The sequence below is a fragment of the Paraburkholderia sp. CI3 genome (assembly GCF_050436505.1).
Classification (GTDB): domain Bacteria; phylum Pseudomonadota; class Gammaproteobacteria; order Burkholderiales; family Burkholderiaceae; genus Paraburkholderia; species Paraburkholderia tuberum.
The window spans coordinates 490761-517098 of record NZ_JBNDMI010000002.1 but is presented as its reverse complement, the minus strand read 5'-3'; the positions used below and the strand labels follow the sequence as shown (position 1 = coordinate 517098).

Below are 26338 nucleotides of genomic sequence, written 5' to 3'. Positions count from 1 at the left end.
GCGCGCTCCTGCTACAGATAAAAGGGCCCGCCCGGACTGCCCAGATACGGCTCCCGCCACTCGGCGTGCGGCACGTCGTCCGCCCGCAACGACGACGCGCCGCGCGGACACACGAGCACGGGACACGCCGCGTCGCGCAGCGTGCGCGACGTCACGTGCCCCGGCAACGGGTGCGGCGCGCCGCGCATGCCGTGCGAACCCATCACGATCAGGTCCGCGTGCCAGCGTTGCGCTTCGTCGAGAATCGCGCTCGACGCATCGCCGGAAGCATCGTCGAACTCGAGCAACGCGGTTTCGGCCGCGCGCCGGCTTTGTTCGAGCATCGCCGCGCCGCGCCGCAAGACATCGATTCGATGCTGCGACACGACTTCGAACGGTAACCATTCGCACCACGCGAAGCGGTCGTCGGCCGCGTAGACGACCTTGATGCGCGCGTCGGGCGGCGCTACCGCGAGCGCGGTGCGCAGCGCGTCGAGCGCGGTGTCGCTGCCATCGATCGCGACCAGCACGCGGCTCACCGCCGAGGCATCGCTCGCGTCGGTCGACCTCGCCGGCATGTACAGCACCGGACGCCCGATCGACGCGACCAGTTCCTCGGGATCGATACGGCTGTCCCAGCGATGTTCACGCGGATGCGCGGCCACCGCGACCAGATCCGCGTCCCATTGCGTCGCCGTGTGGGCGAGCGCTTCGGCCGCGCCCTGATGCAGCGCGGTGAGATCGACGATCTCGGCGTCGGTCGCCGCGACGACGCCGTGCAACGCGATCACCGCGTCGCGCAGCGCGGCCTGCGCGCCGTGCAGCATCGCGCGATGCGCCTCGCACCAGTCCGGATAGCTGAGCATCAGCGTCGGATAAAGCGCGGCAGGATTACAAACGATATCGACGAGACGAAAGCGCGCATCCGCCGCGACCAACTGCCGGGCGACGCGCGTGCCGAGCGGCAGTCCGCTGCCGCCCGCGGACGCGATCATCACGCGGTGGAAGGTGTTGCGCTCGGCAGCAGTGTTCATCGGCTCTCCTCGGATCGTCGCACCGCGAGGCGGCGCGCCGACCGCGTCGCTTCACACCTCGGCCCGTGACGGGACGCCAGCGGTTCGCGCTTACATGATGAACGCCGACGCGGCGCGCGGCTTGATCTGTATCAAGCGCCAACGGCTCGCTAGCGGATCACGGGCGGACCGCGAGCACGGCCGCGCCGGTCAGGTTGCCGTTGCGCAGATCGTCGAGCGCGCGGTTCGCGTCGCGCAACGCGTAAGTCGTGGTCTCGATCGCGAGCTGCATCTCGGCGGCGCTGCGCATGAACTGAAGCCCATCGTCGCGGGTCAGGTTCGCGACCGACACCACGCGCCGCTCGCCCCACAGAAACGCGTACGGGAACGACGGAATGTCGCTCATATGAATGCCGCCGCACACCACCACACCGCCTTTCGCGACCGCCTGCAACGCCAGCGGCACCAGTGCGCCGACCGGCGCGAACAGCAGCGCGGCGTCGAGTTCGCCGGGCGGTGCCTCGTCGCTGCCGCCGGCCCATGCCGCGCCGAGGCGCAGCGCGAGTTGCCGGGCCGCGTGGTCGCCGGGACGCGTGAACGCATAGACGGTGCGCTGCTGGTGACGCGCCACCTGCGCGACGAGATGCGCGGCCGCGCCGAAACCGTAGATGCCGATCCGTTCGGCGTCGCCCGCCATGCTCAACGTGCGATAGCCGATCAGACCCGCGCACAGCAGCGGCGCGGCCTCGATATCGCTGTAGTGCGGCGGCAGATGAAAGCAGTAGCGGCTGTCGGCGACCGTGCGCTCGGCGTAGCCGCCGTCGATCGTGTAGCCGGTGAAGCCAGCGTCGTCGCAGAGATTTTCGCGGGCGGACAGACAGTAGCGGCAGTGGCCGCAGGTGCGCCCGACCCACGGCACGCCGACCCGCTCGCCCACCGTGAAACCGCTGACGCCCGCGCCCAATTCGGCCACCACGCCGACGATTTCGTGGCCGGGAATCACCGGCCGCTTTGGATGCTCGAGCTCGCGGTCGACCAGATGCAGGTCCGTGCGGCACACGCCGCACGCATGAACGTCGATCAGGATCTCCCCGGCACCGGGCCGCGGATCAGGCACTTCCCGCTCGGTCAGCGTCGCCGAGCTGCCGTCGAACACCATCGCGCGCATCGGGTTCTCCTTCAGACTTCGGCGGCGACAAGCTGCTGTCATGGCAGACAGCGAGGCGCGCGCCGTTCTCATCAGCGTAGGCGCGCCATTGTGTCGCGCGATCGGCCCGCGCCGTAGACCGTTTGATCGAAGTCAATGAGGGCGGTTTCGCCGCCCGTACACTGATCTTATTCCTGATACGGGAGTACGTGCCGTGATTGCGCAAATCGGAAACTGTCTGCTCGTGTGCTCGGCGTCTGCGCTGACGGCCGGCGTTGCCTCGATGCGCACGCAGCGGGCCCGCTGCCGACGCGCGATGGCGCCGGCAATGCGAATCAGTTGTATACATTGCGGAGACATGTCATGCGTTTGACTGTTCATCTCGACACGTTCGATCGTGTCGACCCGATGGCCTTCGCCATTCTCTGGCTCGACAAGGACACGCGGCAATGGTCGCGCGAAGGTCATTTCGGGCTCGAGTTGCCCGAATGGGGCGCGTTGCATATGGATTGCGGCAATACGCTCGTGTGCGCGCCGCATAGCTCCGCGCCGGTCTGCGTGCTCGAGGGGCTCGATCTGAATCAGCTCGACGGGCCGTTCGAAGGCGAGGTCGGCCGCGTGCAGTGGTGCGCCGAGCACGGCCGCATCCTGGTGAGCGGGCACTGGCGCGTGCAATGCATCGACGTCGAACGGACGGCACCGGAAAACGGCGTATTCGCAACCGGCGAAGACGCCTGAATCGGCACAGCTCCGGCGTACCGCGTCGCCGATGCCATGACGCGCCGCCGGATATTTCCGTGAGTACGCTCGCAACGATGCGATCGCACTGCGCCCCGCCGAATTCGAACACGTCGCGCTCGGCGAGATCGAGTGCCTGAGCAAGCGACTCGCGCAACATGCTGCGCGCGTTCCCGAGCGGCTGAAAGCGCCTTGGCTGCGCACGCAGATTCGCGCCGCGCACACTACATCGCGATCACCTTGCCAGGGTTCAGGATATTGTGCGGATCGAGCGCGAGCTTGATCGCCTTCATCGCGGCGAGTTCGGCCGGCGAGCGTGACAGGCCGAGCACGCCCAGCTTCTCCTCGCCGATCCCATGCTCGGCCGATACCGAGCCGCCCATTTCCCCCGTCAGTTCATAGACGACGCGCTTGACGTCGTCGATGGCCTCGTCGGTCCAGCCAGGTTCTTGCACCACTACGTGCAGATTGCCGTCGCCGAGATGCCCATAGACGAGGATCGTCGCTTGCGGCCAGCGCGCGCGCAACCGCTCGTCGCAACGCTGCGCCGCGTCGCCCGCCTGCGCGACCGCGAAGCTGATGTCGAACGAGATGCGTCCCGGGATCAGGCGCGGATATTCGGCTGGCGCGTCGCGAATCGCCCAGAACGCCGCGGCGTCCGCGTCCGATTGCGCGATTGCGGCGTCGGCGATCACGCCGGCGTTCAACATGTCGGCGAGGAATTCCTCGAAAGCCGCCGACTGCCGTTCCGGGTCCGCGCCGCAAGTCTCGAGCAATACGTAGTAGGCGTGATCGCTCGCGAGCGGCACACGCAGTTCGGGCAGGCGTTGCCGCACGAAGTCGCAATAGCTCGGCCACATGACCTCGAACGCGGACACGCCGGCCGGCAGCCGCTCCTGCGCGCGGCCGAGCAGCGTGGTCACCGCCGCGTAGTCCGGCATGCCGCACCATGCGGTCGAGATCGCGCGCGGCTTGGCCCGCAGGCGCAGCACCGCGCGCGTGATGACCGCGAGCGTGCCCTCGCTGCCCGTCAGCAGGTTGCGCAGGTCGTAGCCGGTATTGTTCTTGATCATCTTGCGCTCGCCGCCGATCACGCTGCCGTCGGCGAGCACCGCTTCGACGTCGAGCACCTGGTCGCGCATCATCCCGTAGCGGATCACGCGATTGCCGCCCGCATTGGTCGCGATGTTGCCGCCGATCGTGCAACTGCCGCGCGCGCCGAGGTCGAGCGCGAACATGAAGCCTGCGTGATCGGCCGCTTCCTGGACGACCTGCAGCGGTGTGCCCGCGAACACGGTCATCGTCGCGCTGACCGGATCGATGTCGATGACGCCGTTCATCCGCTCGACGCTCAGCGCGACCTCCCCGCCAAGCACGCAGGCGCCGCCCGCGTGCCCGGTCATGCCGCCTTGCGTGACGACCGGCTGCCGGAATTGATGGCAGATTCTGAGCGCGGTGGCGACCTCTTCGGTCGTGCGCGGGCGGATCAGCGCGATCGGATCGGTCGATGGCGTGCCGCTCCAGTCCGCGAACTGCCGCCCCCCAAATTCGGCCGGCAGGCTCACGATGTCAGCGCCGAGCGCCGCGCGCAGCGCGGCGACGGCTTCGTTGCCTTGGGTCGCGGAGATCGGTTCGTGCTGCATCTGGTATCTCCAGTTCGTCAGACGGGCAGCGCCGCTGCGCGCGCTTCACCTCGCGGCCTGAAGCCTGAATAAAGGCGGCGTTCCAATTGCATCCTCCAGTGCGTGATCCGTTCGGCTTTTCGGCTGTGTCGCTGCAATGCACCCGCTCAGGTCACCACGCCGACCTGCCACGGCACGAACTCGCTTTGCCCATAGCCGTGCAGTTCGCTCTTCGTGCGCGTGCCGGACGCGCAGTCGAGCATCATGCGAAAGATCGCTTCGCCGAGTTCGTCGATGCTCGCGGTGCCGTCGATCACACCGCCGCAATTGATATCGATGTCGTCCTGCTGGCGCTCCCACAACGCGGTGTTGGTCGCCAGCTTCAACGACGGCGACGGCGCGCAGCCATAGGCGGAGCCGCGCCCGGTCGTGAAGCAGATCAGGTTCGCGCCCGAGGCGACCTGTCCCGTCGCCGACACCGGATCGTAGCCGGGCGAATCCATGAACACGAAGCCCTTCGCGGCGATCGGCTGCGCGTATTCGTAGACGTCGACCAGATTCGTCGTGCCGCCCTTCGCGACCGCGCCGAGCGATTTTTCGAGGATCGTCGTCAGGCCGCCCGCCTTGTTGCCCGCCGATGGGTTGTTGTCCATCGCGCCGCCATTGCGCGCGCAATAGTCCTGCCACCATGCGATGCGCGCGAGCAGCTTGTCGCCGACCGCGGCGCTCACCGCACGCCGCGTCAGCAGATGCTCGGCGCCGTAGATTTCCGGCGTCTCCGACAGGATCGCGGTGCCGCCGTGCCGCACGAGCCGATCGACCGCGGCGCCGAGCGCCGGATTCGCGGAGATGCCAGAGTAGCCGTCCGAACCGCCGCACTGCAGACCGACGCATAGATGCGAAGCCGGCACCGGCACGCGCTGCACACGGTTCGCGTCGGCGAGCATCTCGCGCACCATCGCGATACCGAGTTCGATCGTCTTGCGCGTACCGCCGCTGTCCTGGATCGTGAAGCTGCGCAGCTTCGTCGTGCTGGCGTCGAGACCGCCCGCGGCGAGCACGCCGTCGATCTGATTCGTCTCACAGCCTAGCCCGACGAACAGCACCGACGCGAAGTTCGGATGCACCGCGTAACCGGCCAGCGTGCGACGCAGGATCGCAATGCCCTCGCCTTGCATGTCGATGCCGCAGCCGAGCCCGTGCGTCAAGGCGATCACGCCGTCGACGTTCGGATAGTCGGCGAGCGCGTCGGGACGCACGTCGCGCCGGAAATGATCGGCAATAGCGCGCGCGACCGTCGCCGAGCAGTTCACACTGGTCAGAATGCCGATGTAATTGCGCGTCGCGATGCGGCCGTCGTCGCGGCGAATGCCCATGAAATGCGCGGGTTCGTCGACGTAGACGGTCGGCTGCGCATCGACGCCGAACGCGTGCTCGCGCGCGAACTCCGACATGCCGAGATTGTGCGTGTGAACATGCTGGCCGCGCGCGATCGCCTCACGCGCGACGCCGATGATCTGGTTGTAGCGCTTGACCGGCTCGCCTTGCGCGATGTTGCGCGTCGCGATCTTGTGCCCCGGTGGAATCAGTCCGGCGACGACCAGTTGTTCCGCCTCGATGCGCGTGCCCGGCAGCAACTGCCGGGTCGCGATGATGACGTCGTCGCCGGGGTGCAGGCGGATGATCGCGGACGCGACGCTAGCTTGAGTCGACATGAAAAGCCTCGAAAACAGGGTTATCCGTATGCGTTGACACAGAATACGTCAGATCGTGGAGCGCGCGCCCTTCGGCAGATCGCGGCTTTCCGATTCCAGCGACAGCGGCTCGATGCGTCCCACGATGAAAAGATAGCTGAACGCGCCGAGAAAGCAGAAGCCGCCCGCGACGACGAGCGGGATCGTGAACGAGCCCTTCGTCATTGCGACCATCACGCCGGTGAACGTCGTGATCACGATCCCCGCCAGATTCGACGCAAAGTTCTGGATGCCGCCGATCGACGCGACATGGCGCGGTGTCGGCGCGACGTCGCAGGGCAGCGACCAGATGCTCGCCGCGGCGAACGCGAGGCTGCCATAGGCGATACCGAAGAACGCGAGCATCAGATACGTGTTCTCCGTGAACGCCGACAGCGTGATCACCGACGACACCAGCATGCCGCCGACCATGCAGGTCTTGCGCGCAGCCGTCAGGCTCCAGCCGCGCCGGAACAGCGCGTCGGACACATAGCCGCCGAGCCAGCCGCCCGGAATCGCGATCAGCGCCGGAATCATGCCGAGCGTGCCGAGCGATTTCAGCGAGAAGCCGCGCGTCTGCACGAGATAGCTCGGAAACCACGTAATGAAGAAGTAGATCACGAAGTTCAGGCAGAAGAAGCCGAGCATCATGCCCCACAGCGTGCGATGGCGAAACAGCGATGCCCAGGTCACGTTGTCCTGGCCGCCTCTCGCTCGAGCCGCCGGCGCAGCGTTGCGCGCGCTCTCCATCGCGTCCTGCACGGGATTCCGATAGATCACGAACCAGCCGACGATCCACACCGCGCCGAGCAAGCCGGTGAGGACAAAAGCGGCCTTCCAGCCGAGCGTGCCGATGATCAGCGCGACCACGGGAATCGACAGCGCGGAGCCGACCCGCGAGCCGCTATCGAAGATGCTGGTCGCGATCGCGCGCTCCTTGGGCGCGAACCATTGGCTGACGAGCTTCGTGCAGGACGGATACGCGCCCGCCTCGCCGACGCCGAGCAACAGGCGGCAGCCGAACATGCCCGCGACGCTGGTCGTGACCGCGGTGGCCGCGGTAAACACCGACCACCACCCGACCGCGAGCGGCAACGCGATGCGCGCGCCGACACGATCGACGAACCAGCCGAACGGCATCTGCATCAACGCGTAGGTCCAGAAGAATCCGCTCAGAATGAAGCCCATCTCGGCGGGGCCGATGCCGAGCGCCTTTTCGATTTGCGGCGCGGCGACCGCGAGATTCGCACGATCGATGTAGTTCACCGCGATCGCGAGAAAGCACAGAAAAATCACTACCCAACGCATCTTCTTCTTCATGAAACCGTCTCCTCCTGGGCTGGCATCTACTCTATTTGGATGAACCATGCGGCCTCGTGGCCGCCGGTGTGCTGCCGGGGTGTGCTGCCGGGGTGTGCTGCCGGGGTCTGCTACAGATCTACTGCGGATTTGCGGCCCGCGTCGTTAGCCGTCGTGCGTGCACGCGGCAAGCGCCGCGCTTAGACGCGGTTGCTCGACACGCACGCCAAGCTCGGGCGCGAGTTCGATCACCGGCTTGAAACGCCGCTCTTTCTTTTGCTCGTGATTGCGCGCGATGTCGGCGAGCCGATGATCGAGGAACCGCCGGCCTCGCGCGTTCGGCGAGCGCGAGTTGGCCGGGTTGTTCGCAAATGACTGTCTTCATCGTCATGGAGAAATTGATCGGGTATCGGGATGCGGAGCGACCAGCAGGGCTGCACGGCTGGCGTCTCCGCGGCGTCAATCCGGCCTTACCAATTTGCAAAAATAACGGCGCGTGCGATACTGGTCAAGCCAATTTACACGGAGTTGGGGAAACCCCGAACACTGTCAGCGCGCCGCCGAGGGCGCGCGGTTTGCGTGCCGGGCGCTTCGATCTACAATCGGCGCTCGCCTTATCGGGCTTGCACAAGCTACATCGCCGGGAAACGCTTCGTGACCGCCAAACCTGCCGACACTCGCCGTCTCTATCTTCAGATCGCCGAAAAATTGCGCAATCTGATCGCTCTGCCGGACTTCGCGCCGAACGGCCGCCTGCCGCCCGAGCGCGCGCTGGCGGAGACGCTCGGCGTGTCGCGGCCGTCGGTGCGTGAGGCGCTGGTCGCGCTGGAACTGGAAGGGCTCGTCGAGATTCGCATGGGCTCGGGCGTCTATCTGTGCGCGACGCCGTCCGCGCAGAATGATGCGTCGCTGTCGCAGGCCGAACTCGGCGATAGCCTGCTCGACATCCTCGGCGCGCGCTGCCTGATCGAAGGCTCGATCGTCGCGAGCGTCGCACCGTTCTGCAAACCGAAAGATCTGAAGATGCTGCGGGCGATCTACAACGAGATGGAGCGCGAAGTAAAGGCCGGCAGAATTCCGGTCGCGGCCGATCGCGCGTTCCATCTCGCGATCGCGCAAATGTCCGGCAATGAGGTGCTCGTGCGCACCGTCAGCTCGCTATTCGATGCGCGGCATAGTCCGCTGTCGGAAAAGCTGCGCGGCCACTTCGAGAACGAGACGACGTGGGGCGCCGTGCCCGACGAACATCTCGTGATTCTCGAAGCGCTGGAGGCGCATGATGCGATTCAGGCGCAGGCGGCGATGCAGCGTCACTTGAAGCTGTCGTTGGAGCGGGTGATTGCGGGGGGGCAGCGGACGTCTTAGGTGCCGCTGCGGGAATACCGCTGATTCACCAGTGCGCGTCACCCTCACACGTCGGTATAAACCTGCATCGCAATCCGCTTGCTCTGCGGCTCACCCTCCGAGATCTGGATCAGCTCGCAAGCACGGCGCTCCGGCTGCGCCATGACTGGCGTCCACACCCAGTAGTGATTGCCCGGCAAGCCATTGACCGCCACCACGCGGTGATTGCCCGCGGCATCGATCGCATGGATCGTCACGCGGCTGATCAAGCCGCCCTTGAGCGCGCGCATATCGTCGACCGCTTCGCTGACCGCGCGCTCGACGCTCATGCCCATTTTCATGTAGAGCACCACCGCGCGCGCCGTGCCGGCGCGGATCGTCATCTCGCCCGCGCCAGTGCATGCGCAGGCGCCGTAACGGCTATCGGCATAGGAGCCCGCGCCGATCACGGGGCTGTCGCCGAGACGGCCCGGATATTTCCAGCCCCATCCCGATGTACTCGTGCCGCTCACGACATTGCGGGCGCTGTCGAGCGCAAGAAAAACGGTCGTGTCCTTGCCGATCTCCGGATCGACCGCGTCGTGGCAATAGCGTTCGAGCGGCACGTTCGGCCACGCGGCCCTGTCGGTCGCGCTGACTTCGCCGTCGAACCAGCGCGCGTACGCTTTGCGCGAATGTTCGGCGAGCAGCTCGCAGCGCTCCGCACCCGTTTCGGCCGCATAGCGCGCGGCGCCCTCGCCGATCAGCAGCTCGTGCGGCAGCCGCTCCATCACGGCACGCGCGACGCTGACCGGATGCCTGAAGCCCTTCAGACCGCCCACCGCTCCAGTGCGCAGCGTCGAGCCATCCATCACCGACGCATCGAGCTCGACTTCGCCGAGCAGATTCGGCCAGCCGCCACGCCCAACCGTGCGCACCTCTTCGTCATCTTCGACGAGCCGGATGCCTGCCTCGACCGCGTCGAGCCCGGCACCGCCATTGCGCAGCAGTTCCGCGGTCAAGCCGATGCCGGATTTACCTTCGTTGTTGGTCAGAATGATCATGTGTTCAGGTCTTGCAGCCAAAATAATGCGGAGCCTCAGCGCCAGAATCAAAGTCCAGCGCGGAAGTCCTTGTTCCAGAAGTCGAGCATTTCCGTTTTGTGTTTCATCAGCATCGCGAAGTCGACCGGCACGATCCGCTCCAGCTCCTTGCCCGAGAAGCCCACCGCCTGTTGCAACGACGGCGGCAGGTTCGCGTTCGCGATCGTCGGCGCATAGCCCATCGATTCGGCGAACGCGCGCTGGGAACGCGGATCGAGCATCGCATTCAGATAGGGAAACGCGCAGGCGGACGATTTACTGCCCGCGGTGACCGCGGCCTCGAACGTGGCCGGTAATGCGCCCTCCTTCGGGAACACGTAATCGACCGCGAGGCCCGCCTTTTTCCACTGCAGCGTGCGTGCCTTCCACGTGACGGTCACGACGATCTCGCCGCTCTTGAGCGCCGACGCCAGTGCATCGACCGACGGATACACTCGCGGCGATGCCTCGCGCAGCGCGCGCAAATACTTCTGCCCGAGCGCGAGATCGCCCGCTTGCCCACCCAATGCAAGCGCGCCCGCGAGCGTCAGATAGTCATACTGATCATCGACCAGGCCGATTTTGCCCTTGAATTGAGGGTCCAGCAGCGCGGCGAGACCGTCCGGGCGCGTGCGCACCCTGTCGGTATCGTAGACGAGCACGAGCGCGCTGAAGATGTGCGGGACCGCGTAGCTGCGACGAAATTGCGGAATCACGTTGGCAAGGTTCGGCAGCAGCGCGTCATCGAGTTTCGCGGTCGTGCCTTCGGAGTACATCTGGAACATGTCGTTATCGCGCAGCAGCGCGACATCCAACGTGCTGCGCCGCGCGCGTGCTTCGGCACGCATCGTGGTCTGCCGCGCGAGCGCACTGCCGACCGCATAGGTGATCGCATCACCGGTAGGCGTCACCAGCGAATCGATGTTCTGTTGCAGCAGGCGTTGATAGTCGCCTCCCCACGTGCCGACCACCACCTGACCGGAACACGCACCGGCCGCATTGGCTTTCAACGCGAACGGACCCAGCGCGGAGGCGGCGACGAGCGTCCCCGTCGATCGAAGAAAACGGCGGCGTGGCTGGTTGATGTGGTTCATACACTCGCTCCCGGAGAAATGCGTTTTCGAAAAGAAGCCGCAAAGGACGACGCGGGGCCTCGGTGGCCCGATCGGTATTTCATGGGATAGGTTGGGAACGCCGCTGCCGCCGCGAAGCGGCAATCGGTCAACTCGCTGCCGTCAAGCGCGTATTCACGGCCGCCAGCACTTCTTCGAGCGTCTCCTCCATCACCTTCGACAATTCGTCGAGATGCGGAGCCGGCGCGGCGCCATGCGGCGTGATCTTCAGCGTGTAGAAAGGCATTGCGTGCTCGAAGCGGCGCAAGATCAGATTCGAGTCGAGAAAGTCGTACGCCGACACCGGATGCAGCAAACCAATGCCGAGGCCTTCCTTGACCATCGTCGCGATGTTGACCGAGTACGGCGCGGTCGCCACCACCTGCGATTGCAGCTGACCGCTCGCGAACACCTGATCCATGCCCCAGCGCACGAGGTCCGGCAGATCGTACGACACGATCGGCTGATTGCGCAGATCCGCCACCTTGATGACCTTGCGCTTGCCCAGCGGATGACCGGCCGGCAACGCGCAGATCGCGTCGAGCTGCGCGAAGGCGGTCGAATCGGTGCCGGTCACGTCGACCGTATTCGTGACGAGACCGAGCGCGAGTTGACGCGACACCACCTGATCGCGAATCAGCGACGATGCCCCGGTCGTCAACGCAATCTGCACGGCCGGATGCCGGCGATGAAAGTTCGCCACGACGCGCGCGAAGTAGCCGAGCCCGAACGATACGACCGAGCCCACGCGAATCACCGCGGTCGACGGATTGCGCAAGCTCAGCGCGAACTCGCGGATGTTGTCTAGGCCGGCATAGCGCCGCTCGACTTCCTCGAACAGCGCCAGGGCTTCGACGGTCGGTTCGAGCCGGCCACGGCTGCGATCGAACAGCGTGAGACTGGTCGAGCGCTCCAGATCGGTAATCAGGCGGCTGATGCCCGACTGCGAAGTGCCGATGACCTGCGCGGCGCGAGTCGTCGTGCGCGTGAGCATCAGCGCCCTGAATGCGTCGATGTGCCGAAAGTCCATCCGTTCTCTCCGGATTGCATGGGCCGCCGGCGCTCCCCGCTGTCAACCTCGCTTGCAAGGGAGCGCTGCGCATGTCACGCCGGCAAATCAAAGGCATGGATTCTACCGCCCTTCATCACGACCGGAATGCGCTCGCCCTGCCCCAGCAGACAGTCGAGCGACGCAAGCGGATTGCCGTCGACGACGAGCATGTCGGCGTGCGCGCCTGCCGTGATCTGCCCGAGCTGCCCGACCTGGCCGAGCACCTGCGCGCCGACCACCGTTGCGCTGCGCAGGATCTCGAGCGGCGTCAGCACTTCGCTGCGCAAGCGGAATTCATCGCTTTGCAGACGCTGCGATTCGCCGAGCAGATCGCTACCGAAGCCCATCGGCACGCCCGCCGCGCGGAAGATTTCGAGCGAACGCAGGCCCGCCTGGCGCACGCTCCCGATCTTCGCGACGCTGTCGGCGGGCAGGCCGAGCGCTTCGCCTTCGTTCGCGAGCGCGTCGTAGGTGACGAGCGTCGGCACCGCGAACGCGCCGTGCTCGGCCATCACCCGCGCAGCCGCTTCGTCGACCAGATTGCCGTGCTCGATCGTGCGAACGCCGCAGCGTACCGCGCGCGCGATCGCCTCGGCCGTGTACGCGTGTGCGAGCACGTAGGTGCCGCGCGCCCGCGCCTCGTGGACGATCGCCCTGATCTCGTCTTCCGAATAGCCCCATGCGCCGACCGGATCAGTGGGCGAGGCGACGCCGCCCGAGGCCATGATCTTGATCTGATCGGCACCCATCTGCAGCTCTTCACGCACCGCGCGACGCACGGCATCGACGCCGTCGGCGACACGCGATATCGCGCCGACCCGCGCGCAACACGCGCATGGGCTATCGGTGCCGATGTAGTCGCTACGGCCGCGCATGTCGCCGTGTCCGCCGGTCTGGCTGATCGCGCGGCCCGACACGAACAGGCGCGGACCTTCGGCGAGCCCCTGTTCCAATGCCTGTTTGAGCGCGAAGCCCGCGCCGCCCGCATCGCGCACTGTCGTGAAGCCACGCCGAAGCATGCCTTGCAACAACGGCAACGACTTCAGCGTGACCAGCACGTTCGGCAAGTTCACCTGTGCCGCGAGATTGAGCTGCGTCGCATGCACGTGCACGTGCAAATCGATCAGGCCAGGCATCAGCGTCTTGCCGCGCAGGTCGATTTCGCGTGCGGACGCGCTGCGGATCGGCCGGTCCGAGACCTCCTTGATGCGTCCGTTTTCCACCAGCACCGCGTGGTCCTCACGCAATTCGCCGGCAGCCGGATCGAGCAGCGCGCAGTGCGAGAACAGAATCGACTCCATCAGGTCTCCTCCCGGTACAAGATCCGGGTCATCTCCAACGTTGAAGGGTGTCGCGCGCTGCGCGACTCAATCGATGGTCGCGTGCGCGAGCGTGCGCGGGGTCTTCGTGAGCAGCTCCGGCGTCGGGCCGGTCACGACCGAATCGTCGAGCCGGAAACCGCCGAGGCCGTACACATAGATGCCGGGCTCCGCCGAGTACACCTCGTTGTCCAGCAGCGCGCGGTGATTGAACGCCATGTCGTCCGGATACTCGTGACCGATGATGCCCATGCCATGCCCCGTGCGATGACGGATGTGCTTCGCGCAGCCGGCCTGCTCGATCACCGCCTGCGCGGCCGCGTCGATACCCGAAACCGGCTGACCCGTGACGGCCGCCGCGACGGCCGCCTCGTTGGCCGCGCGCGCGACCTCATGAAAACGCGCCTGCTCGGCGCCCGGTTTGCCGCAGAACCAGGTGCGCTCGTTCTCGATCACGAGACCGTTCAAACGCGGAATCACGATATTGACGAGACCGTCGCCCGCCTTGATCTGCGCGCCGCACGACGCACCGTCGCCGTGCGGCGACGCCGATGCCGGTCCCGACAAGGTCCAGCAACGCATCACTTCGAGGTTCTCGCCAGGAAAGCGGCGCGCGCCTTCGGTCACCATCAGGGCGGCCATCTGATAGTCGAGTTCCTGAACGAGCCGTCCGGGCCGAATGTTCTCGCGATAGCGGTCCTGCACCCAATCGGCGAGGCTTGCGGCGGCCCGCATGATGGCAATCTCCTCCCGGTGCTTGACCCAGCGTAACGAGCGCAGCTCGGCGAGCATCGGCAGGAACTTCGCGTCTGGCAGCAGCGCCGCCGCGCGGCCGAGCGGACCGCCGGCGGCTTCGACGCCGATTCGCGATGCGCCAAGTCCGGCGCCACGCAAACGCGCGGCGATCAGCTCCGGGACTTCCGCGAGTAGCGGCTGCCGCTCGACCACGCGCGGATGCTCGGAGTAGAACGAGATATCGTCGAGCCACAGATGTCCGCGCTCGCGCGCCATCATCACGTGATGCGTCGACAGCTCGTTCATGATCGCGAACGGCTCGCCCGACAGCGGCACGCACACGGCGATCGGCCGCTCCCAGGTCTGCACGTCGACGTGGAAATTGGTCGCCCACTGGAAGAAGTCGGCGGACGTGAAGATGAGCGCATCGACTCGCTGACGTTCCATCAGTTTTTGCATCAGGTCGTGACGGTAAGCCCGAGTCTTGTCGGTGAGGATTGGCATCTGTCGTTCCTTCAGGAAGAAGAATTAAGGAGAGGCGCATCCCACCCACCAGCCCGCGGCGCGCCCTGCCAGTTCAGGTCATCATCGTCTTCGCGTAGCGCCGCTGGATGATCCAGTGCGACAACAGCGCCAGCGCAAACGTGACTATCATCGATACGATCGACAGCACGGCCCCGAACGGCCAGTTGTTCGCCTTGGCGATCTGGTCGTAGATTGCCGGCGTCATCATCGTGATGCCGGTGCCGCCGAGCAGAACCGGTGTCGCGTATGCGTTCATGCACAGAATGAACACGAGCATCGTGCCGGCCGCGACGCCGGGCGCCGCGATCGGCAGCACGACGCGCGCGAGCGTCTGAGCGAAGTTCGCGCCGAGATTGCGCGCGGCTTCCTCGATCGAGAAATCGAGGCCTTCGAGCACGCTCTGCAAGGTCAGGATCATGTACGGAAGAACCACGGCGGTGGTGCCGGCCACCACCGCGAACGGCGTATACAGCAGCCGCACCGGTTGATCGACGAGGCCGAGCGCCATCAGCATCGCATTGATGAAACCCGCGTTGCCGAGCATGACCATCCAACCCGCCGCGCGCACGACGTTGCCGACCAGCAGCGGAAACACCAGCAGCATCACCAGTTGGCTCTTGAAGCGGCTCTGTGTTTTAGCAAGCACATAGGCGACCGGAAAACCGAGTACGAGCGACAGCGCCGTGCACAGCGCGGCCACCTTGATCGTGGTCCACAGCACCGCGTGGTAGTACGGATCGGTCAGAAACTGGACGTAGTTCTCGAGCGTGAACGCCGCCTGCATCATCTGGACCGAGTCGAAATGATTGAAGCTGTAGCGCACCAGTTGCGCGCCCGGCAGCACGATCACGAATAGCACGACCAACACGGCGGGCGCAGCGAGCAGGCCCCCGGCGAAGTCGCGGCGCCGCGGCGCGGCGTTCAGTGCGCTCGTCGTCATGGTTCAAAGTCCCGGCTTGAATTCCTTGTTCCAGAAGTCGAGCAGCGCCGGTTTTTCCGCGGTGAAACGCGCGTAGTCGACTTTCACGAGGCGATCGAGTTCGGCATTCGTGAAGCCGACGCTCTGTTGCAGCGTCGGCGGCAAGGCCGCGTCGGTGACGGTCGGCGCATAGCCCATCGTCTCGGCGAAGCCGACCTGCGCGCGCGGATCGAGCATCGCGTTCAGATAGTTGAAGCCGCACGCACGCGTCGGCGCGTTCTTCGGCACGGCGGCCTCGAACGTGACCGGCACGCCGCCCTCTTTCGGGAATGCGTAGTCGACCGGCACGCCGCCTTTTTTCCACTGCAGCGCGCGCGCTTTCCACATGCAGGTCATCCAGATTTCGCCGCTTTTCAGCGCCGCCGCGACCGTTTCGTTCGACGGATAGACCTTCGGCTGCTGCTTGCGCACCTCGCGCAGAAACTGGATACCGGCCGCCGTGTCGCCATTGTGCTGGCCCGCCGCGAGCGAAGACTGCAGCACGTTGAAGTTGTACAGAATGTCGGAAAAACCCACCCGTCCCTTCAGTTTCGGATCGAGCGCGACCGCGAGCGAATCGGGCTTCGCCTGAAACTTCTCCGGGTTGTAGACGATCACCATCGCACTGAAGATGTGCGGAATCGAATACGGGCGGCGCAGCGCTTCGATCGTGCGCGCCGAGTTCGGCACCAGTTTCGTGTCGAGCGGTTCGAGCACCCCAGAACGGTTGACGTCGAACATGTCGATGTCGGCGAGACAGGCGACGTCGAGCGAACCGTGACGCGACATCTTCTCCGCGCGCAGCTTCGTCATGCGGCCGATCTGATCCGCCGAGTCGTACGTGACGCGACCGCCAGCGGCCTCGATGATCGGCTTGCCGATGTTCTGTTCGAGCAGATTCAGATAATCGCCGCCCCACGTGCCGACGACGACGTTGGGGCAAGCGTCGGCCGCCAGCGCCGTACGCGGATCGAAACCGAGCGACGGAGCGACGAGCAGACCGGAAGCAGCTTTCAGAAACGTGCGGCGCGTGATGGGATAGCTCATTTTATGGTCCTTCAGGCGGAAAAAAGCAGGCAATCTTCGGTTCTGAAGCACGCGTGCAGCGTGTCGCCCGGCGACCATGCGCCGGCACCGGCGTGCGCGGTGTTCGGCACGAGCGCGACGAGGCTCTGGCCGCGCTCGCTCATGAGGCGCAATTCGACGGTCGCGCCGAGATAGATCCGGTCGGCCAGCCGGACCGGGATCGACACTTCGCTGTGCTCGGGCGCCGCGGCGAGACGCAGGCGCTCGGGTCGGATGCCGAGCGTGTTGGCATTGCGCGCGGCGGCGTTGACCGTGATCTTTTCGCCGTTCGCCGTGATGAACTGGCCGTTGTCGACGTGGCCCGCGAGGAAATTCATGCGGCCCAGGAAGCTCGCGACGAACGGATTGGCGGGCCGCTCGTACAACGCGTCCGCGCTGCCGATCTGCTGCACGCGTCCGTCGTGCATGACGGCCACGCGGTCCGCCATCGCAAGTGCTTCCTCCTGATCGTGCGTGACAAAGATCGTCGTGAGACCGAGACGCTGCTGGAGCGCGCGAATTTCTTCTCGAACCTCGACGCGCAGCTTCGCGTCGAGGTTCGACAACGGCTCGTCGAGCAGAAATACGTCGGGCCGGATCGCGAGGGCGCGCGCAATCGCGACGCGCTGCTGCTGGCCGCCGGACAACTGCCGGGGATAGCGTTCGGCGAGCGAGCTCAGCCGCACCATGTCGAGCGCCTCGCGAATGCGCGTGTCGCGCTCCGCCTTCGGTACACGCCGCATTTCCAGACCGAACGCGACGTTCTGCGCGACGGTCATGTGCGGAAACAACGCATAGCGCTGAAACACCATGCCGGTATTGCGCTTGTCGGGTGCGAGCCGCGTGACCTCGGTGTTGCCGATCCAGATTTCGCCGTCGCTCGGCTCGACGAAGCCCGCGACCATGCGCAGCGTCGTCGTCTTGCCGCAGCCGCTCGGGCCGAGGAACGCGACCAGCTCGCCCTCGGCGATATCGAACGACACGTCGGCGACCGCGGTCGTCGCACCGTACTGCTTGCGCAGATTGCGCAGGGATACCTGAGCCATGATCAGATCACCTTGCCGAGCTTCACGAAACGATCGGTGATCAGCATCACGATGCCAAGCAGCCCGATCTGCGCGGCCGATACCGCCGCAATGGTTGGGTCGAGATTGAATTCGAGGTACTGCATGATTGCGATCGGCAACGTCGTCTTGCCGGGGCCGACAAGCGGCAAGGTCATCTCGAGGTTCTCGAACGAGACGATGAAGCCGAACAGCGTGGACGCGACGATCGCCGGCCGCAGCATCGGCAACGTGACGCGCCACAGCGTGCGCCACGCACCGGCGCCGAGATTGCGCGCCGCCTCCTCGATGGTGGTGTCGAGCTGGCCCAGGCTCGCTGTGACGAGCCGGATCGTCCACGGGATCGTCAGGCAGACATGCGCGAGCAGCAGGCCGCCGAATGTGCCGACGATGTCGGTGTCGAGCGCATTCTCGGCGCGCAGGTAGAACAGATAGGTCGCAATGCCGGCGACGATACCAGGCACGACTAGTGGCAGCAGCAGCGTGTTGCTGACGAGGCGACGCCCAGCAAACCGGTAGCGCGCAAGCGCGAGCGAGGCGGCGACACCGAGCACCACGCCGCCGATCGCCGCGCCGGCCGCGAGCTTCAGCGACAGCACGAAACCATGCGCGAACGCGTCGTTACGCCATGCGTTGACGTACCACGACAGCGTGTAGCCGGACGGCGGGAACGTGATGATCGCGTCCTTGAAGAAGCTCAGCCAGATCACGAAGATCAGCGGGCTCAGCATGAACAGATAGATGAGCGCGACGCCCGCCCTGACGAACCATTTCACCGGGGACAGACGTGGGTGGGACAAAGCGCGCGCGGAAACGATGCTGCTACCGTCGATCGGAACCTGCGTCACCGCGCTTTCTCCTTGGTCGGGATTACACGTTGGGGTGTGTCCGGCGGAGTGGCGACGTCAGGCCCCCCCCCGCTTCGCCTCGGCTGGTCACAATGTAAATTTGCATAACCGGACGAACTGCGATTCACAGTAGCATGAATAAAAAAAGGAGCAAAGCGGGTTCTGGCTAGACGCGCGCTGGGGTTTACGCGGGCGCTGGTCGCCCAGCGGAAAGGTGTTTGCGCCGGAATGGCAAACGTGTTGACCGTCGAGGTGGCTTGTATCAGCGCGCCACCGCTGCCCGTGCCCTGCCCGACTTCACGCGCCAGTTCGCGAGCGCGCCGAGCGCCATCAGCACGCTGGTGCCGAGAAACACCGCGCGCATGCCGACGTGTCCGCCGACGAAACCGCCCAGCAACGGGCCGGCCACCTGCCCCGCGTATTGCGACGACACCGAGTACCCAAGGATCGCGCCCGTCACGCTCGCCGGCACGTTATGGCGGATCACGCTCGCGATGCACGGCAACAGGCCGCCCAGTGCCATGCCCATCAGGAAACGCAGCACGACCAGCTGCCAGCTCGCGGTGACGAACGCCTGCGGAACGAGCAACACCGCCGATACGGCGAGGCAGCCGACGATCACATTCCAGTGCCCGGCGCGATCGGCGAACTTGCCGAGACGCGACGACGAGATCACGCTGCCGAGCGCCGCGCCCGACATCACGAAGCCCGCGACCATCGTCACGCTTTGAGGCTTCGTGAGCTGGGCGACATAGACGGTGATGATCGGCTCGATCGACATATTCGCGACCATCAGCAGCAGACCCGTGGCAAGCATCGCGATGGCCGGCCCCTTGTCGTCAACCGAGGCCCACGCGCCCTGCTTCGGCGCGCTGTCCGCGCGCTTGCTAACCGGCATTTCGCGAATCAGAAACGCCGTCGCGAGAAAGGCGACGAAGATCGCCGCGCCCGAGGCCCAAAAGGTCGCGCGGATGCCGATCAACGGCGGCAGGAAGCCGCCGATCAGCGGGCCGACCAGATTGCCCGCCATGATCCCCGACGACAGCACGCCGAGCGCCCAGCCCGAACGCGCCTTCGGCGTCTGCGTCGCGACGAGCATCATCGAGCCCGACGCATAGCCGCCGAGCAACCCGGCGAGCAGCCGCAACGCGACCAGCTGCCACGCCGAGTGCGCCATGCCGATCAGCGACATCGCGACCGCCATGCCGAGGCTCGAGCGGATCAGCATCAGCTTGCGGCCGTAGAGGTCCGCGAGCTTGCCCCACAGGGGCGCGACGAGCGCGGCGCTGAAGAAGGTCGCGCCGAACGCGGCGCCGGACCACTGCACGATCGCCGCATGACCCTTTACGCCGAGCTGCTCGACATAGAGCGGCAGGAACGGCAGCAGCAGCGTCATCGCGACGATGGTCGTAAACGAGCCGAACACGCACACGCACAGATTGCGCTGCCAATGCGCGGCGGCTTCATCGCCGGCCGGCGGGGCGGCCTTGGCTGTCGCCGTGGCCTGCGCCTGCGGCGGCACCGGTTCGGCCGATGGTACGTCGAGCTTGCGATTCATCTTCGAGGTTTTCCAGGGTGACCAGGGTCTGTTCGAGCTATCCAAAGCATCGTAACGGGCTGCGCCGCCGCCAGGCAGTCAACCCATCATCCTGGTATCGCTACTACCTCTTCGGAACCCGCGGGCCTGGCTGCGCGCCTCTTTGCAATTAGTGGCCCGCGGGCGACGTGCTGTGCGACGTGCTGTGCGACGTGCTGTGCGACGTCTGCGGCGCGGCCGCCGCCGATGCCGCCGCATCCGACACCCCCACTGCGCCGCCCGGCAGATCGGCCGGCCGCGTCGAACTCACCGCATCCGGATAGAGCTGCATCAGCACGCGCAGCACGCCATTGGTCCAGCCGAAGCCGTCCTGCAGCGGATACTCGCCGCCCCCCGCCGACTTGCCGCTCGCATCGACGTCGTACTTCTCGACCAGCTTGCCGGTGCGCTGGTAGTACGCGACGTCGGTGCGGATCCAGCGCGTCGCGATATCGCGCGCGAGCTCCGGCTCGCTATAGCGGCGCAGCCCGATCACCGCGAGGTACTGCAGCGGCGCCCAGCCGTTCGGTTCGTCCCACTGCTGGCCGGTGTTGGTCCGCGTCGTCGCGAGACCGCCCGGACGCAGCAGATCGCGCCGGATCGTCTGCGCCACTTCGCGCGCGTCGTTGCGTGTCGCGACGCCGGCGTAAAGCGGGTACACCGTCGCGGCAGTAAGCCGGTGCGTGAGCGTGCGGTGCACGAAGTCGTAGTCGCCGAAAGCGTGCAGTTGCGGATCCCACAGCACCCGGCGGATCGCATCGGCGCGCACCCGGGCACGTAGTTCGAGGTTCTCGGCGTGGCCTGCATCGCCGGTCACACGGTAGGCTTTCGCGAGCGTGCGTTCGAGGTCCACCATCAGGCAGTTCAGGTCCACTGGCACTAGCGAGGTCACGTCGATGCTCGCGAGCGTCCTGCCGTCGGCGAACCAGCGCGAGCTGAAGTCCCAGCCGGTTTCGCCGCCCGCGCGCAGGTTGCGCCACAAATCCTGCGCATCGCGTTGCGGCATCCGCTGCGCCGTCATCACATCCTCGCGGTACGACTCGTCGCGCGGCGCCGCGCGCTCGTCCCAGTAGCGATTGAGCAGCGTGCCGTCGGCGAGGCGCACGAGATGGTGCGCCGCGTTGCCCGGCGCGAGATGGTCGCTGCCGGCCATCCAGTACGCGTATTCACGGCGCAGCTCGGGCAGATAGCGGGCGTAGACCTGATCGCCCTCCTTGCGCGCGACGAGCTGCACCATCTGCGCGAAGAACGGCGGCTGCGAACGGCTCAGGTAATACGTGCGATTGCCGTTGGGGATGTGGCCATAGCGGTCGATCAAGGTCGAGAAATTGTTCAGCTCGTCGTCGACGAGCGCGTGCTGGCCGCTCGCGTCGAGCCCCAGCAGGATGAAGTACGAATCCCAGTAGTAGATCTCGTCGAAGCGGTCGCCCGGCACGATGTACGGCGACGGCAGCGGCAACAGCGACGAATACGGGCTCGCGCTCGCATCCGGTTCGCGGCGCAGCACGCTCCACAGCGTATCGATGTGCTCGGTGACGCTCTCGTCAGGATCGGACGCGTAGCGCTTCGGCGCGCGCGGGGGCAGCGTGAAGCGCTGTTCGACAAATTGTTTCAGGTCGAAGCGCGGCTGAGCACGCTGGCTGTCGTAGTCGGCGATGACCTGGGCCGGCGGCTCGCCTGGCGACATATCGGCGAACGTCTTGCTGTCCGGGTAAAGATGCGCGAGTTCGACGTCGCGATACAGCTCGCCGTACAGCTCGGACGGCGGCGTCGGCACTACCGGCGACGGCTGCGCGTGATCCGTGTTTTCGACGTGCCGGTCCGCGGCGCTGCTGGCGGCATTCGCGGCGGCGGCCGATGCGGGCAGCGTAACGGCCGGCGCGGCCGGCTGGGTCTGCGCGACCGTCGGCGCGGATTGCGCAATGACGCTGGTGCTTGCGGCGAGCGCCAGCGCGGCGGCCACGTTGGCTACAACGCGGTGGTATGGCCGCTCGCGGGAACACCAAACGGGAAGATCGTAACGAAATGGCATCGGCGGACCCGTTGAGGACGACGCGGTGACGTCGACGTAGGCGGCCCGCCGCGCGCGCCGATGACATGCTGCACGCTGCCGCGGGGCTTCGAGACGGTCTCGCCAGCAAGTGCGGGGCCCGCTTCGCAAAACGATGTCGCGCGCAAGCGTTTCTCACCAAACTGCGCTCAAGGCATGAGCCTTCATCAGGCCGTGCATCCCGCCATGCGCGCTGCCATTCAGAATCCAGCGCGGCCCGGTCCGGCGCCGGCTTGCGGCCCGCTCATTTTAAGCGGAAACCCAGCTTAGCCTCCGGTCCGGAATCCTAGAGACGCCGCCTTCGCGCGCAGATCCGCGAAGCGGTCCGCCGTCGGGTTGATCGCCAGCTTTTGCGACTGATCGATCGCCGCTACGGAGCTTGACGGCGAAGGCGCCGCCGCCCCCAGACACGTCCCGCCGAACGGCCCTTGGGCGACCGTGAACGCGGGAGCGTCGGTGCGCGGCGCGTCGTCGAGATCGAGCGCGTAGGCGAGATTGAACGTCGCCGGATCGCTGCCGCGCACGCCAAGCGGCTGTAAGCCGAAGCGCCATTGCAGCAGCGCGTGAATCGAGCTGGGGTCGAACGGATAGCGCGTGATCGAGTTCGCGCGCACGCGTGGGCCAAGCAGCGCGAGCGGCACGCGAAAGCCGAGCTTGCCGTCGTTGCCGAGTGTGAGCTCGCCGTTGCTGATCGGCCTGGTGGGCGGCACCACGTGCTCGAGAAAGCCGCCCCATTCGTCGTAGACGACGATCATCAGCGTGCGGCTCCACGTCGGGCTCGTGCGCAGCGCCTCGTAGACCTGCGCGAGAAACGCCTCGCCGTCGCGAATGTCGGCATGCGGATGATCGTCGGTGGAAACGCCTTCCGGCTCGCCCGTGAAAGACGGATCGACCATGCAGAATGGCGGCAGCGTCCCGGCAGCGGCATTCACGAGGAAATCCGCAAACGGGCGTGAAATGACCAGATATCGCGTGCCATAGAGCGCCGTGAACGGCACGTCGTGGTAGTAGTAGCGACAGTCGATATTGCCGTCGCTCAGCTTGTCCCAGATCGTGGCGAGCGACGAAGTGTCGGTGCTGTCGTCGAGCCGATCCGTTGCGCCGCTATGCAGATAGAGGCGATTGGGAAAGGTGCTGGTCAGGATGCCGCTGAAGTAGAAGTCGCCGATCGTATAACTGCTCGCCACGGCGTTGAAAAATTGAAGATCGGCCGACGTGTAGTAGCCGATAGGCAGCAGGTCGCCCGGGATCAAGCTCGTGCCCGGCGTGAGCAGCCAGCCATTCATCGCACCCGATGCCAGTTGCGTGCGCGCCCCCGAGAAGCCGTGATTGGGGTCCTGGTAGGCGCACGCCTGATAGCCGTACGCGGCATTCGCCGCGAGGGAAAACGGCGTTTGCGTCGCGCCGAACGCGTCTTTGAAGTGCTGGTTCGCGGGCATGCCCTCGGCCCCAGGCACCCAGCCGAGGAAATGGTCGAAGGAACGATTTTCCATCGTGACCAGCACGATGAAGTCGATGCCCGAACTGGCCGGCGCGGGCAACGCCGGGCGCGGCAGGCTGTAGCGGTCGGCGGCGTTGGGCGATGGGATGTCGGTAATCGAGGGCGCGGGGTCGCTGGCACTCCCGCCGCCCGGTTGGTCGTCTCCGCCCGATCCAACGCCGCCTCCGCAACCCGATAGCGCAACGCTGCCGGCCACCGCGGCCACGCCCGCAAGAAAGCGGCGGCGGTCGTGTCCGTGATTCTGGTGAGTCTCGTCGCCCATGACACGTCTCCTCGTTGGATGCGGCGCGGGCGTCCGACCATGCCAGCCTGCCGCGAAACAAAACGCGCGCGCCGATTCGAGCGGCGGGTTGGTCGCGGGCAGCAAGTTTCGAACCCGAGGTATCCGAGGGCCGTTGCGAAGCGGCGCTCAACGCTAGCGTGGGACAAGGGCGATTCGCCTCCGCCTCGCGTGCTGACTACGCAGGCGCGGCGGTTACGGTGCTCACGCAGCCTGGTCACGCCAACCAGACTGACGAACTTACAGGAGACCACTCCTACTCGATGCCCGAATTGGCCGAGGAGTATCGAAGCAGGCCCGCCGCTGCTCCACGCTTGCTGAACGGCGCGCTCTAGATCTCCACCCGCGCGCCGACTTCGATCACGCGATTCGCCGGTAGTTTGAAGAACGCCGCGATATTGCCCACGTTGTGCAGCATCACTGCGAAAAGCCGCTCGCGCCATAGCGCCATGCCGTGGCCGCGTTTAGGTACCACGGCCGCGCGGCTCAGGAACCAGGATGTGTCGTCCAGGTTGAAGGCCAGTTCCGGCGATTTGTAGGCGGCCAGCGTGCGCGGCAAGTCCACTTCGTCCTTGAATCCGTACTTCACCGTTGCGTGCCAGCAACCCGTGCACAGCGGCCGGATCTGCACGCGCTCGCTATCGGCCACCCACGGCACGTTCTTCGTTATTACGCTCAGGAAAACCGTGCGCTCATGCAGCACACGGTTGTGCCGCAGGTTGTTGACGAGCGCGTGCGGCACCGCTTCGGCGTCCGGCGTCAGGAAGATCGCCGTGCCGCCCACGCGCGTCGGCGAACTTTCGAGCAGCGCAGCGAGGTACGGCTTGAGCGGCGTCTTTCCCGCCCGCACGCGCGCTTCGGCCAGCATCATTTCCCAGCCGCGTCCCCACGTCGCCATCACCGTGAACACGATCGCGCCGATCACGAGCGGGAACCAGCCGCCATCGACGATCTTGAGCAGATTAGCCGAGAAGAACAACGCGTCGATCACGAAGAAGAACGCGGTGGACAGCAGGCACAGCAGCCAGTTGTAGCGCCACGCGTAACGCACGACGAAGAACGTCAGGAACGTGGTGATGAGCATCGTGCCGGTCACGGCGATGCCATACGCGGACCCGAGCGCCGTGGACGAGCGGAAGCCCAACACCGCCGCAACCACGGCGATCAACAGGATCCAGTTGATGCCGGGCACGTAGATTTGCCCGATCTCGCGCTCCGACGTATGCACGATGTTCATGCGCGGCAGGAAGGAAAGCTGCATGGCCTGCATCGTCATCGAATAGGTGCCCGAAATAACGGCCTGCGAGGCGATCACGGTGGCGATCGTCGCCAGCACGATCATCGGCACGATGGCCCACTGCGGGAACAGGCGGTAGAACGGGTTTTGCACCGCGCCGGGGTTCGCCAGCAGCAGCGCGCCCTGGCCCAGATAGTTGAGCGCGAGCGCGGGAAAAACGACGCCGAACCAGGTAAGGCGGATGGGTCGCTTGCCGAAATGGCCCATGTCGGCGTAGAGCGCCTCGGCGCCCGTCAGCGAGAGCACCACCGCGCCGAGCGCGACGAACGCGAGCCAGCGGTGATGCATGACGAACCCGAGCCCTTCCAGCGGATTGAGCGCATACAGCACGACCGGCGCGGCCATGATGTTCGAGACGCCCGCCACGCCGATCACGACGAACCAGAGCACCATCACGGGCCCGAACACGGCGCCGATGCCGCCCGTGCCGTGCTTTTGCGTGACGAACAGGATGATGAGCGCGGCGAGCGTCACTGGAATCACATAGGTCTTGAGCCCGGGCTCGACGACTTCGAGCCCTTCCACGGCGCTCAGCACGGAAATGGCCGGCGTGATCACACTATCGCCGAAGAACAGCGCCGCGCCCATCACGCCCACCACGAGGAGGCCGCGACGCAAACGCGGCCGCGACGCGATCGACGACGCCGCGAGCGCGAGCAGCGCCATGATGCCGCCTTCGCCATGATTATTCGCCCGCAGGATCAGTACGACGTACTTGAGCGAAACGACGATCATCAGCGACCAGAAGATCAGCGAGACGATGCCGACGATATTGAAAGCATTGAGCGTGAGACCGTTGCTGGGATCGAACACGGTGGCGAGCGTATAGAGCGGGCTCGTGCCGATGTCGCCATAGACCACGCCGAGCGCGGCCAGCGCGAGCGCTGGCAGAGCCGGCGAGGCTTCGCCGTGGCCTTCCTTCGCCGGCGCGGCGGTTGAGGAATGTGCCATGTCTGCCTCCTCATACGAATCGCGCGTGAGCCGTGAGGGCCGGGCCGCGGGTTCGCTTCGATTCTTTCGT

General features: G+C 65.9%; 20 protein-coding genes and 2 pseudogenes. 2 read left to right on the top strand and 20 right to left on the bottom strand.

Features of this window, described 5'->3' with window-relative positions; all coding sequences use genetic code 11:
- Window positions 1-11: 11 nt before the first annotated feature.
- Together OKW29_RS05180 and OKW29_RS05175 are read right to left on the bottom strand one after the other, a co-directional pair.
- Window positions 12-1013 carry a universal stress protein gene (locus OKW29_RS05180; protein ID WP_429290226.1) on the bottom strand — a complete coding sequence of 334 codons (1002 nt, stop codon included), beginning with the start codon at window positions 1011-1013 and terminating at the stop codon, window positions 12-14.
- Between the two features lie 157 nt (window positions 1014-1170).
- Window positions 1171-2160, bottom strand: a complete 990-nt coding sequence (locus OKW29_RS05175) for a zinc-dependent alcohol dehydrogenase family protein (RefSeq protein WP_429290225.1) — start codon at window positions 2158-2160, stop codon at window positions 1171-1173.
- Between the two features lie 342 nt (window positions 2161-2502).
- Between OKW29_RS05175 and OKW29_RS05170 the strand changes: the two genes are divergently transcribed.
- Window positions 2503-2877, top strand: a complete 375-nt coding sequence (locus OKW29_RS05170; protein WP_429290224.1) for a DUF3564 domain-containing protein — start codon at window positions 2503-2505, stop codon at window positions 2875-2877.
- 49 nt (window positions 2878-2926) lie between these two features.
- Here OKW29_RS05170 and OKW29_RS05165 read toward each other — a convergent pair.
- From OKW29_RS05165 to OKW29_RS05145, 5 genes and pseudogenes are all read right to left on the bottom strand, one after another.
- Window positions 2927-3046: pseudogene (locus OKW29_RS05165) on the bottom strand (RNA polymerase sigma factor); the annotation flags it as partial.
- Window positions 3047-3101: 55 nt separating this feature from the next.
- Window positions 3102-4520 carry an FAD-binding oxidoreductase gene (locus OKW29_RS05160; protein WP_429290223.1) on the bottom strand — a complete coding sequence of 473 codons (1419 nt, stop codon included), beginning with the start codon at window positions 4518-4520 and terminating at the stop codon, window positions 3102-3104.
- Between the two features lie 146 nt (window positions 4521-4666).
- On the bottom strand, window positions 4667-6214 hold the full coding sequence (locus OKW29_RS05155; RefSeq protein ID WP_429290222.1) for a UxaA family hydrolase: 1548 nt from the start codon (window positions 6212-6214) through the stop codon (window positions 4667-4669).
- Window positions 6215-6262: 48 nt separating this feature from the next.
- Window positions 6263-7552 carry an MFS transporter gene (locus OKW29_RS05150; RefSeq protein WP_429290221.1) on the bottom strand — a complete coding sequence of 430 codons (1290 nt, stop codon included), beginning with the start codon at window positions 7550-7552 and terminating at the stop codon, window positions 6263-6265.
- 144 nt (window positions 7553-7696) lie between these two features.
- Window positions 7697-7852: pseudogene (locus OKW29_RS05145) on the bottom strand (mannitol dehydrogenase family protein); the annotation flags it as partial.
- 333 nt (window positions 7853-8185) lie between these two features.
- Here OKW29_RS05145 and OKW29_RS05140 point away from each other — a divergent pair.
- A complete protein-coding gene (locus OKW29_RS05140) occupies window positions 8186-8896 on the top strand; it encodes a FadR/GntR family transcriptional regulator (protein ID WP_429290220.1) in 711 nt (236 codons plus the stop codon).
- A 44-nt stretch (window positions 8897-8940) separates the two neighbouring features.
- Here the strand turns inward: OKW29_RS05140 and OKW29_RS05135 are convergent, their stop codons facing one another.
- From OKW29_RS05135 to OKW29_RS05075, 13 genes are all read right to left on the bottom strand, one after another.
- On the bottom strand, window positions 8941-9918 hold the full coding sequence (locus tag OKW29_RS05135) for a N(4)-(beta-N-acetylglucosaminyl)-L-asparaginase (RefSeq protein ID WP_429290219.1): 978 nt from the start codon (window positions 9916-9918) through the stop codon (window positions 8941-8943).
- A gap of 47 nt (window positions 9919-9965) precedes the next feature.
- Entirely contained in the window at window positions 9966-11030 is a 1065-nt protein-coding gene (locus OKW29_RS05130; RefSeq protein ID WP_429290218.1) for an ABC transporter substrate-binding protein, read from the bottom strand.
- 127 nt (window positions 11031-11157) lie between these two features.
- The gene (locus tag OKW29_RS05125) at window positions 11158-12078 is read right to left on the bottom strand and encodes a LysR substrate-binding domain-containing protein (protein ID WP_429290217.1); all 921 of its coding nucleotides are present in this window, start codon (window positions 12076-12078) and stop codon (window positions 11158-11160) included.
- Window positions 12079-12152: 74 nt separating this feature from the next.
- Window positions 12153-13400, bottom strand: a complete 1248-nt coding sequence (locus OKW29_RS05120; RefSeq protein ID WP_090810841.1) for a metal-dependent hydrolase family protein — start codon at window positions 13398-13400, stop codon at window positions 12153-12155.
- Between the two features lie 66 nt (window positions 13401-13466).
- Window positions 13467-14657 (bottom strand): M24 family metallopeptidase, encoded by a 1191-nt coding sequence (locus OKW29_RS05115; protein ID WP_429290216.1) that lies wholly within the window; start codon window positions 14655-14657, stop codon window positions 13467-13469.
- 73 nt (window positions 14658-14730) lie between these two features.
- Window positions 14731-15618 carry an ABC transporter permease gene (locus OKW29_RS05110; RefSeq protein ID WP_429290215.1) on the bottom strand — a complete coding sequence of 296 codons (888 nt, stop codon included), beginning with the start codon at window positions 15616-15618 and terminating at the stop codon, window positions 14731-14733.
- A gap of 3 nt (window positions 15619-15621) precedes the next feature.
- On the bottom strand, window positions 15622-16683 hold the full coding sequence (locus tag OKW29_RS05105; protein ID WP_090810835.1) for an extracellular solute-binding protein: 1062 nt from the start codon (window positions 16681-16683) through the stop codon (window positions 15622-15624).
- Window positions 16684-16694: 11 nt separating this feature from the next.
- A complete protein-coding gene (locus OKW29_RS05100) occupies window positions 16695-17747 on the bottom strand; it encodes an ABC transporter ATP-binding protein (RefSeq protein ID WP_429290214.1) in 1053 nt (350 codons plus the stop codon).
- Window positions 17748-17749: 2 nt separating this feature from the next.
- Window positions 17750-18613 carry an ABC transporter permease gene (locus OKW29_RS05095; RefSeq protein WP_429290213.1) on the bottom strand — a complete coding sequence of 288 codons (864 nt, stop codon included), beginning with the start codon at window positions 18611-18613 and terminating at the stop codon, window positions 17750-17752.
- A gap of 262 nt (window positions 18614-18875) precedes the next feature.
- Window positions 18876-20171, bottom strand: coding sequence for an MFS transporter (locus OKW29_RS05090; RefSeq protein ID WP_429290212.1), 1296 nt, complete (start codon window positions 20169-20171; stop codon window positions 18876-18878).
- Window positions 20172-20319: 148 nt separating this feature from the next.
- Window positions 20320-22152, bottom strand: coding sequence for an alpha,alpha-trehalase TreA (treA, locus tag OKW29_RS05085; RefSeq protein WP_429290211.1), 1833 nt, complete (start codon window positions 22150-22152; stop codon window positions 20320-20322).
- 353 nt (window positions 22153-22505) lie between these two features.
- Entirely contained in the window at window positions 22506-24002 is a 1497-nt protein-coding gene (locus OKW29_RS05080) for an alkaline phosphatase family protein (protein ID WP_429290210.1), read from the bottom strand.
- 349 nt (window positions 24003-24351) lie between these two features.
- Complete coding sequence (locus OKW29_RS05075) at window positions 24352-26268, bottom strand: potassium transporter Kup (protein ID WP_429290209.1); 1917 nt, start codon at window positions 26266-26268, stop codon at window positions 24352-24354.
- Window positions 26269-26338: the final 70 nt, after the last annotated feature.

Bases quoted from the DNA above. Each gene is read 5' to 3' on its own strand.
- OKW29_RS05180 (WP_429290226.1), bottom strand. From the start codon at position 1,013: ATGAACACTGCTGCCGAGCGCAACACCTTCCACCGCGTGATGATCGCG.
- OKW29_RS05175 (WP_429290225.1), bottom strand. From the start codon at position 2,160: ATGCGCGCGATGGTGTTCGACGGCAGCTCGGCGACGCTGACCGAGCGG.
- OKW29_RS05170 (WP_429290224.1), top strand. From the start codon at position 2,503: ATGCGTTTGACTGTTCATCTCGACACGTTCGATCGTGTCGACCCGATG.
- OKW29_RS05160 (WP_429290223.1), bottom strand. From the start codon at position 4,520: ATGCAGCACGAACCGATCTCCGCGACCCAAGGCAACGAAGCCGTCGCC.
- OKW29_RS05155 (WP_429290222.1), bottom strand. From the start codon at position 6,214: ATGTCGACTCAAGCTAGCGTCGCGTCCGCGATCATCCGCCTGCACCCC.
- OKW29_RS05150 (WP_429290221.1), bottom strand. From the start codon at position 7,552: ATGAAGAAGAAGATGCGTTGGGTAGTGATTTTTCTGTGCTTTCTCGCG.
- OKW29_RS05135 (WP_429290219.1), bottom strand. From the start codon at position 9,918: ATGATCATTCTGACCAACAACGAAGGTAAATCCGGCATCGGCTTGACC.
- OKW29_RS05130 (WP_429290218.1), bottom strand. From the start codon at position 11,030: ATGAACCACATCAACCAGCCACGCCGCCGTTTTCTTCGATCGACGGGG.
- OKW29_RS05125 (WP_429290217.1), bottom strand. From the start codon at position 12,078: ATGGACTTTCGGCACATCGACGCATTCAGGGCGCTGATGCTCACGCGC.
- OKW29_RS05120 (WP_090810841.1), bottom strand. From the start codon at position 13,400: ATGGAGTCGATTCTGTTCTCGCACTGCGCGCTGCTCGATCCGGCTGCC.
- OKW29_RS05115 (WP_429290216.1), bottom strand. From the start codon at position 14,657: ATGCCAATCCTCACCGACAAGACTCGGGCTTACCGTCACGACCTGATG.
- OKW29_RS05110 (WP_429290215.1), bottom strand. From the start codon at position 15,618: ATGACGACGAGCGCACTGAACGCCGCGCCGCGGCGCCGCGACTTCGCC.
- OKW29_RS05105 (WP_090810835.1), bottom strand. From the start codon at position 16,683: ATGAGCTATCCCATCACGCGCCGCACGTTTCTGAAAGCTGCTTCCGGT.
- OKW29_RS05100 (WP_429290214.1), bottom strand. From the start codon at position 17,747: ATGGCTCAGGTATCCCTGCGCAATCTGCGCAAGCAGTACGGTGCGACG.
- OKW29_RS05090 (WP_429290212.1), bottom strand. From the start codon at position 20,171: ATGAATCGCAAGCTCGACGTACCATCGGCCGAACCGGTGCCGCCGCAG.
- OKW29_RS05080 (WP_429290210.1), bottom strand. From the start codon at position 24,002: ATGGGCGACGAGACTCACCAGAATCACGGACACGACCGCCGCCGCTTT.
- OKW29_RS05075 (WP_429290209.1), bottom strand. From the start codon at position 26,268: ATGGCACATTCCTCAACCGCCGCGCCGGCGAAGGAAGGCCACGGCGAA.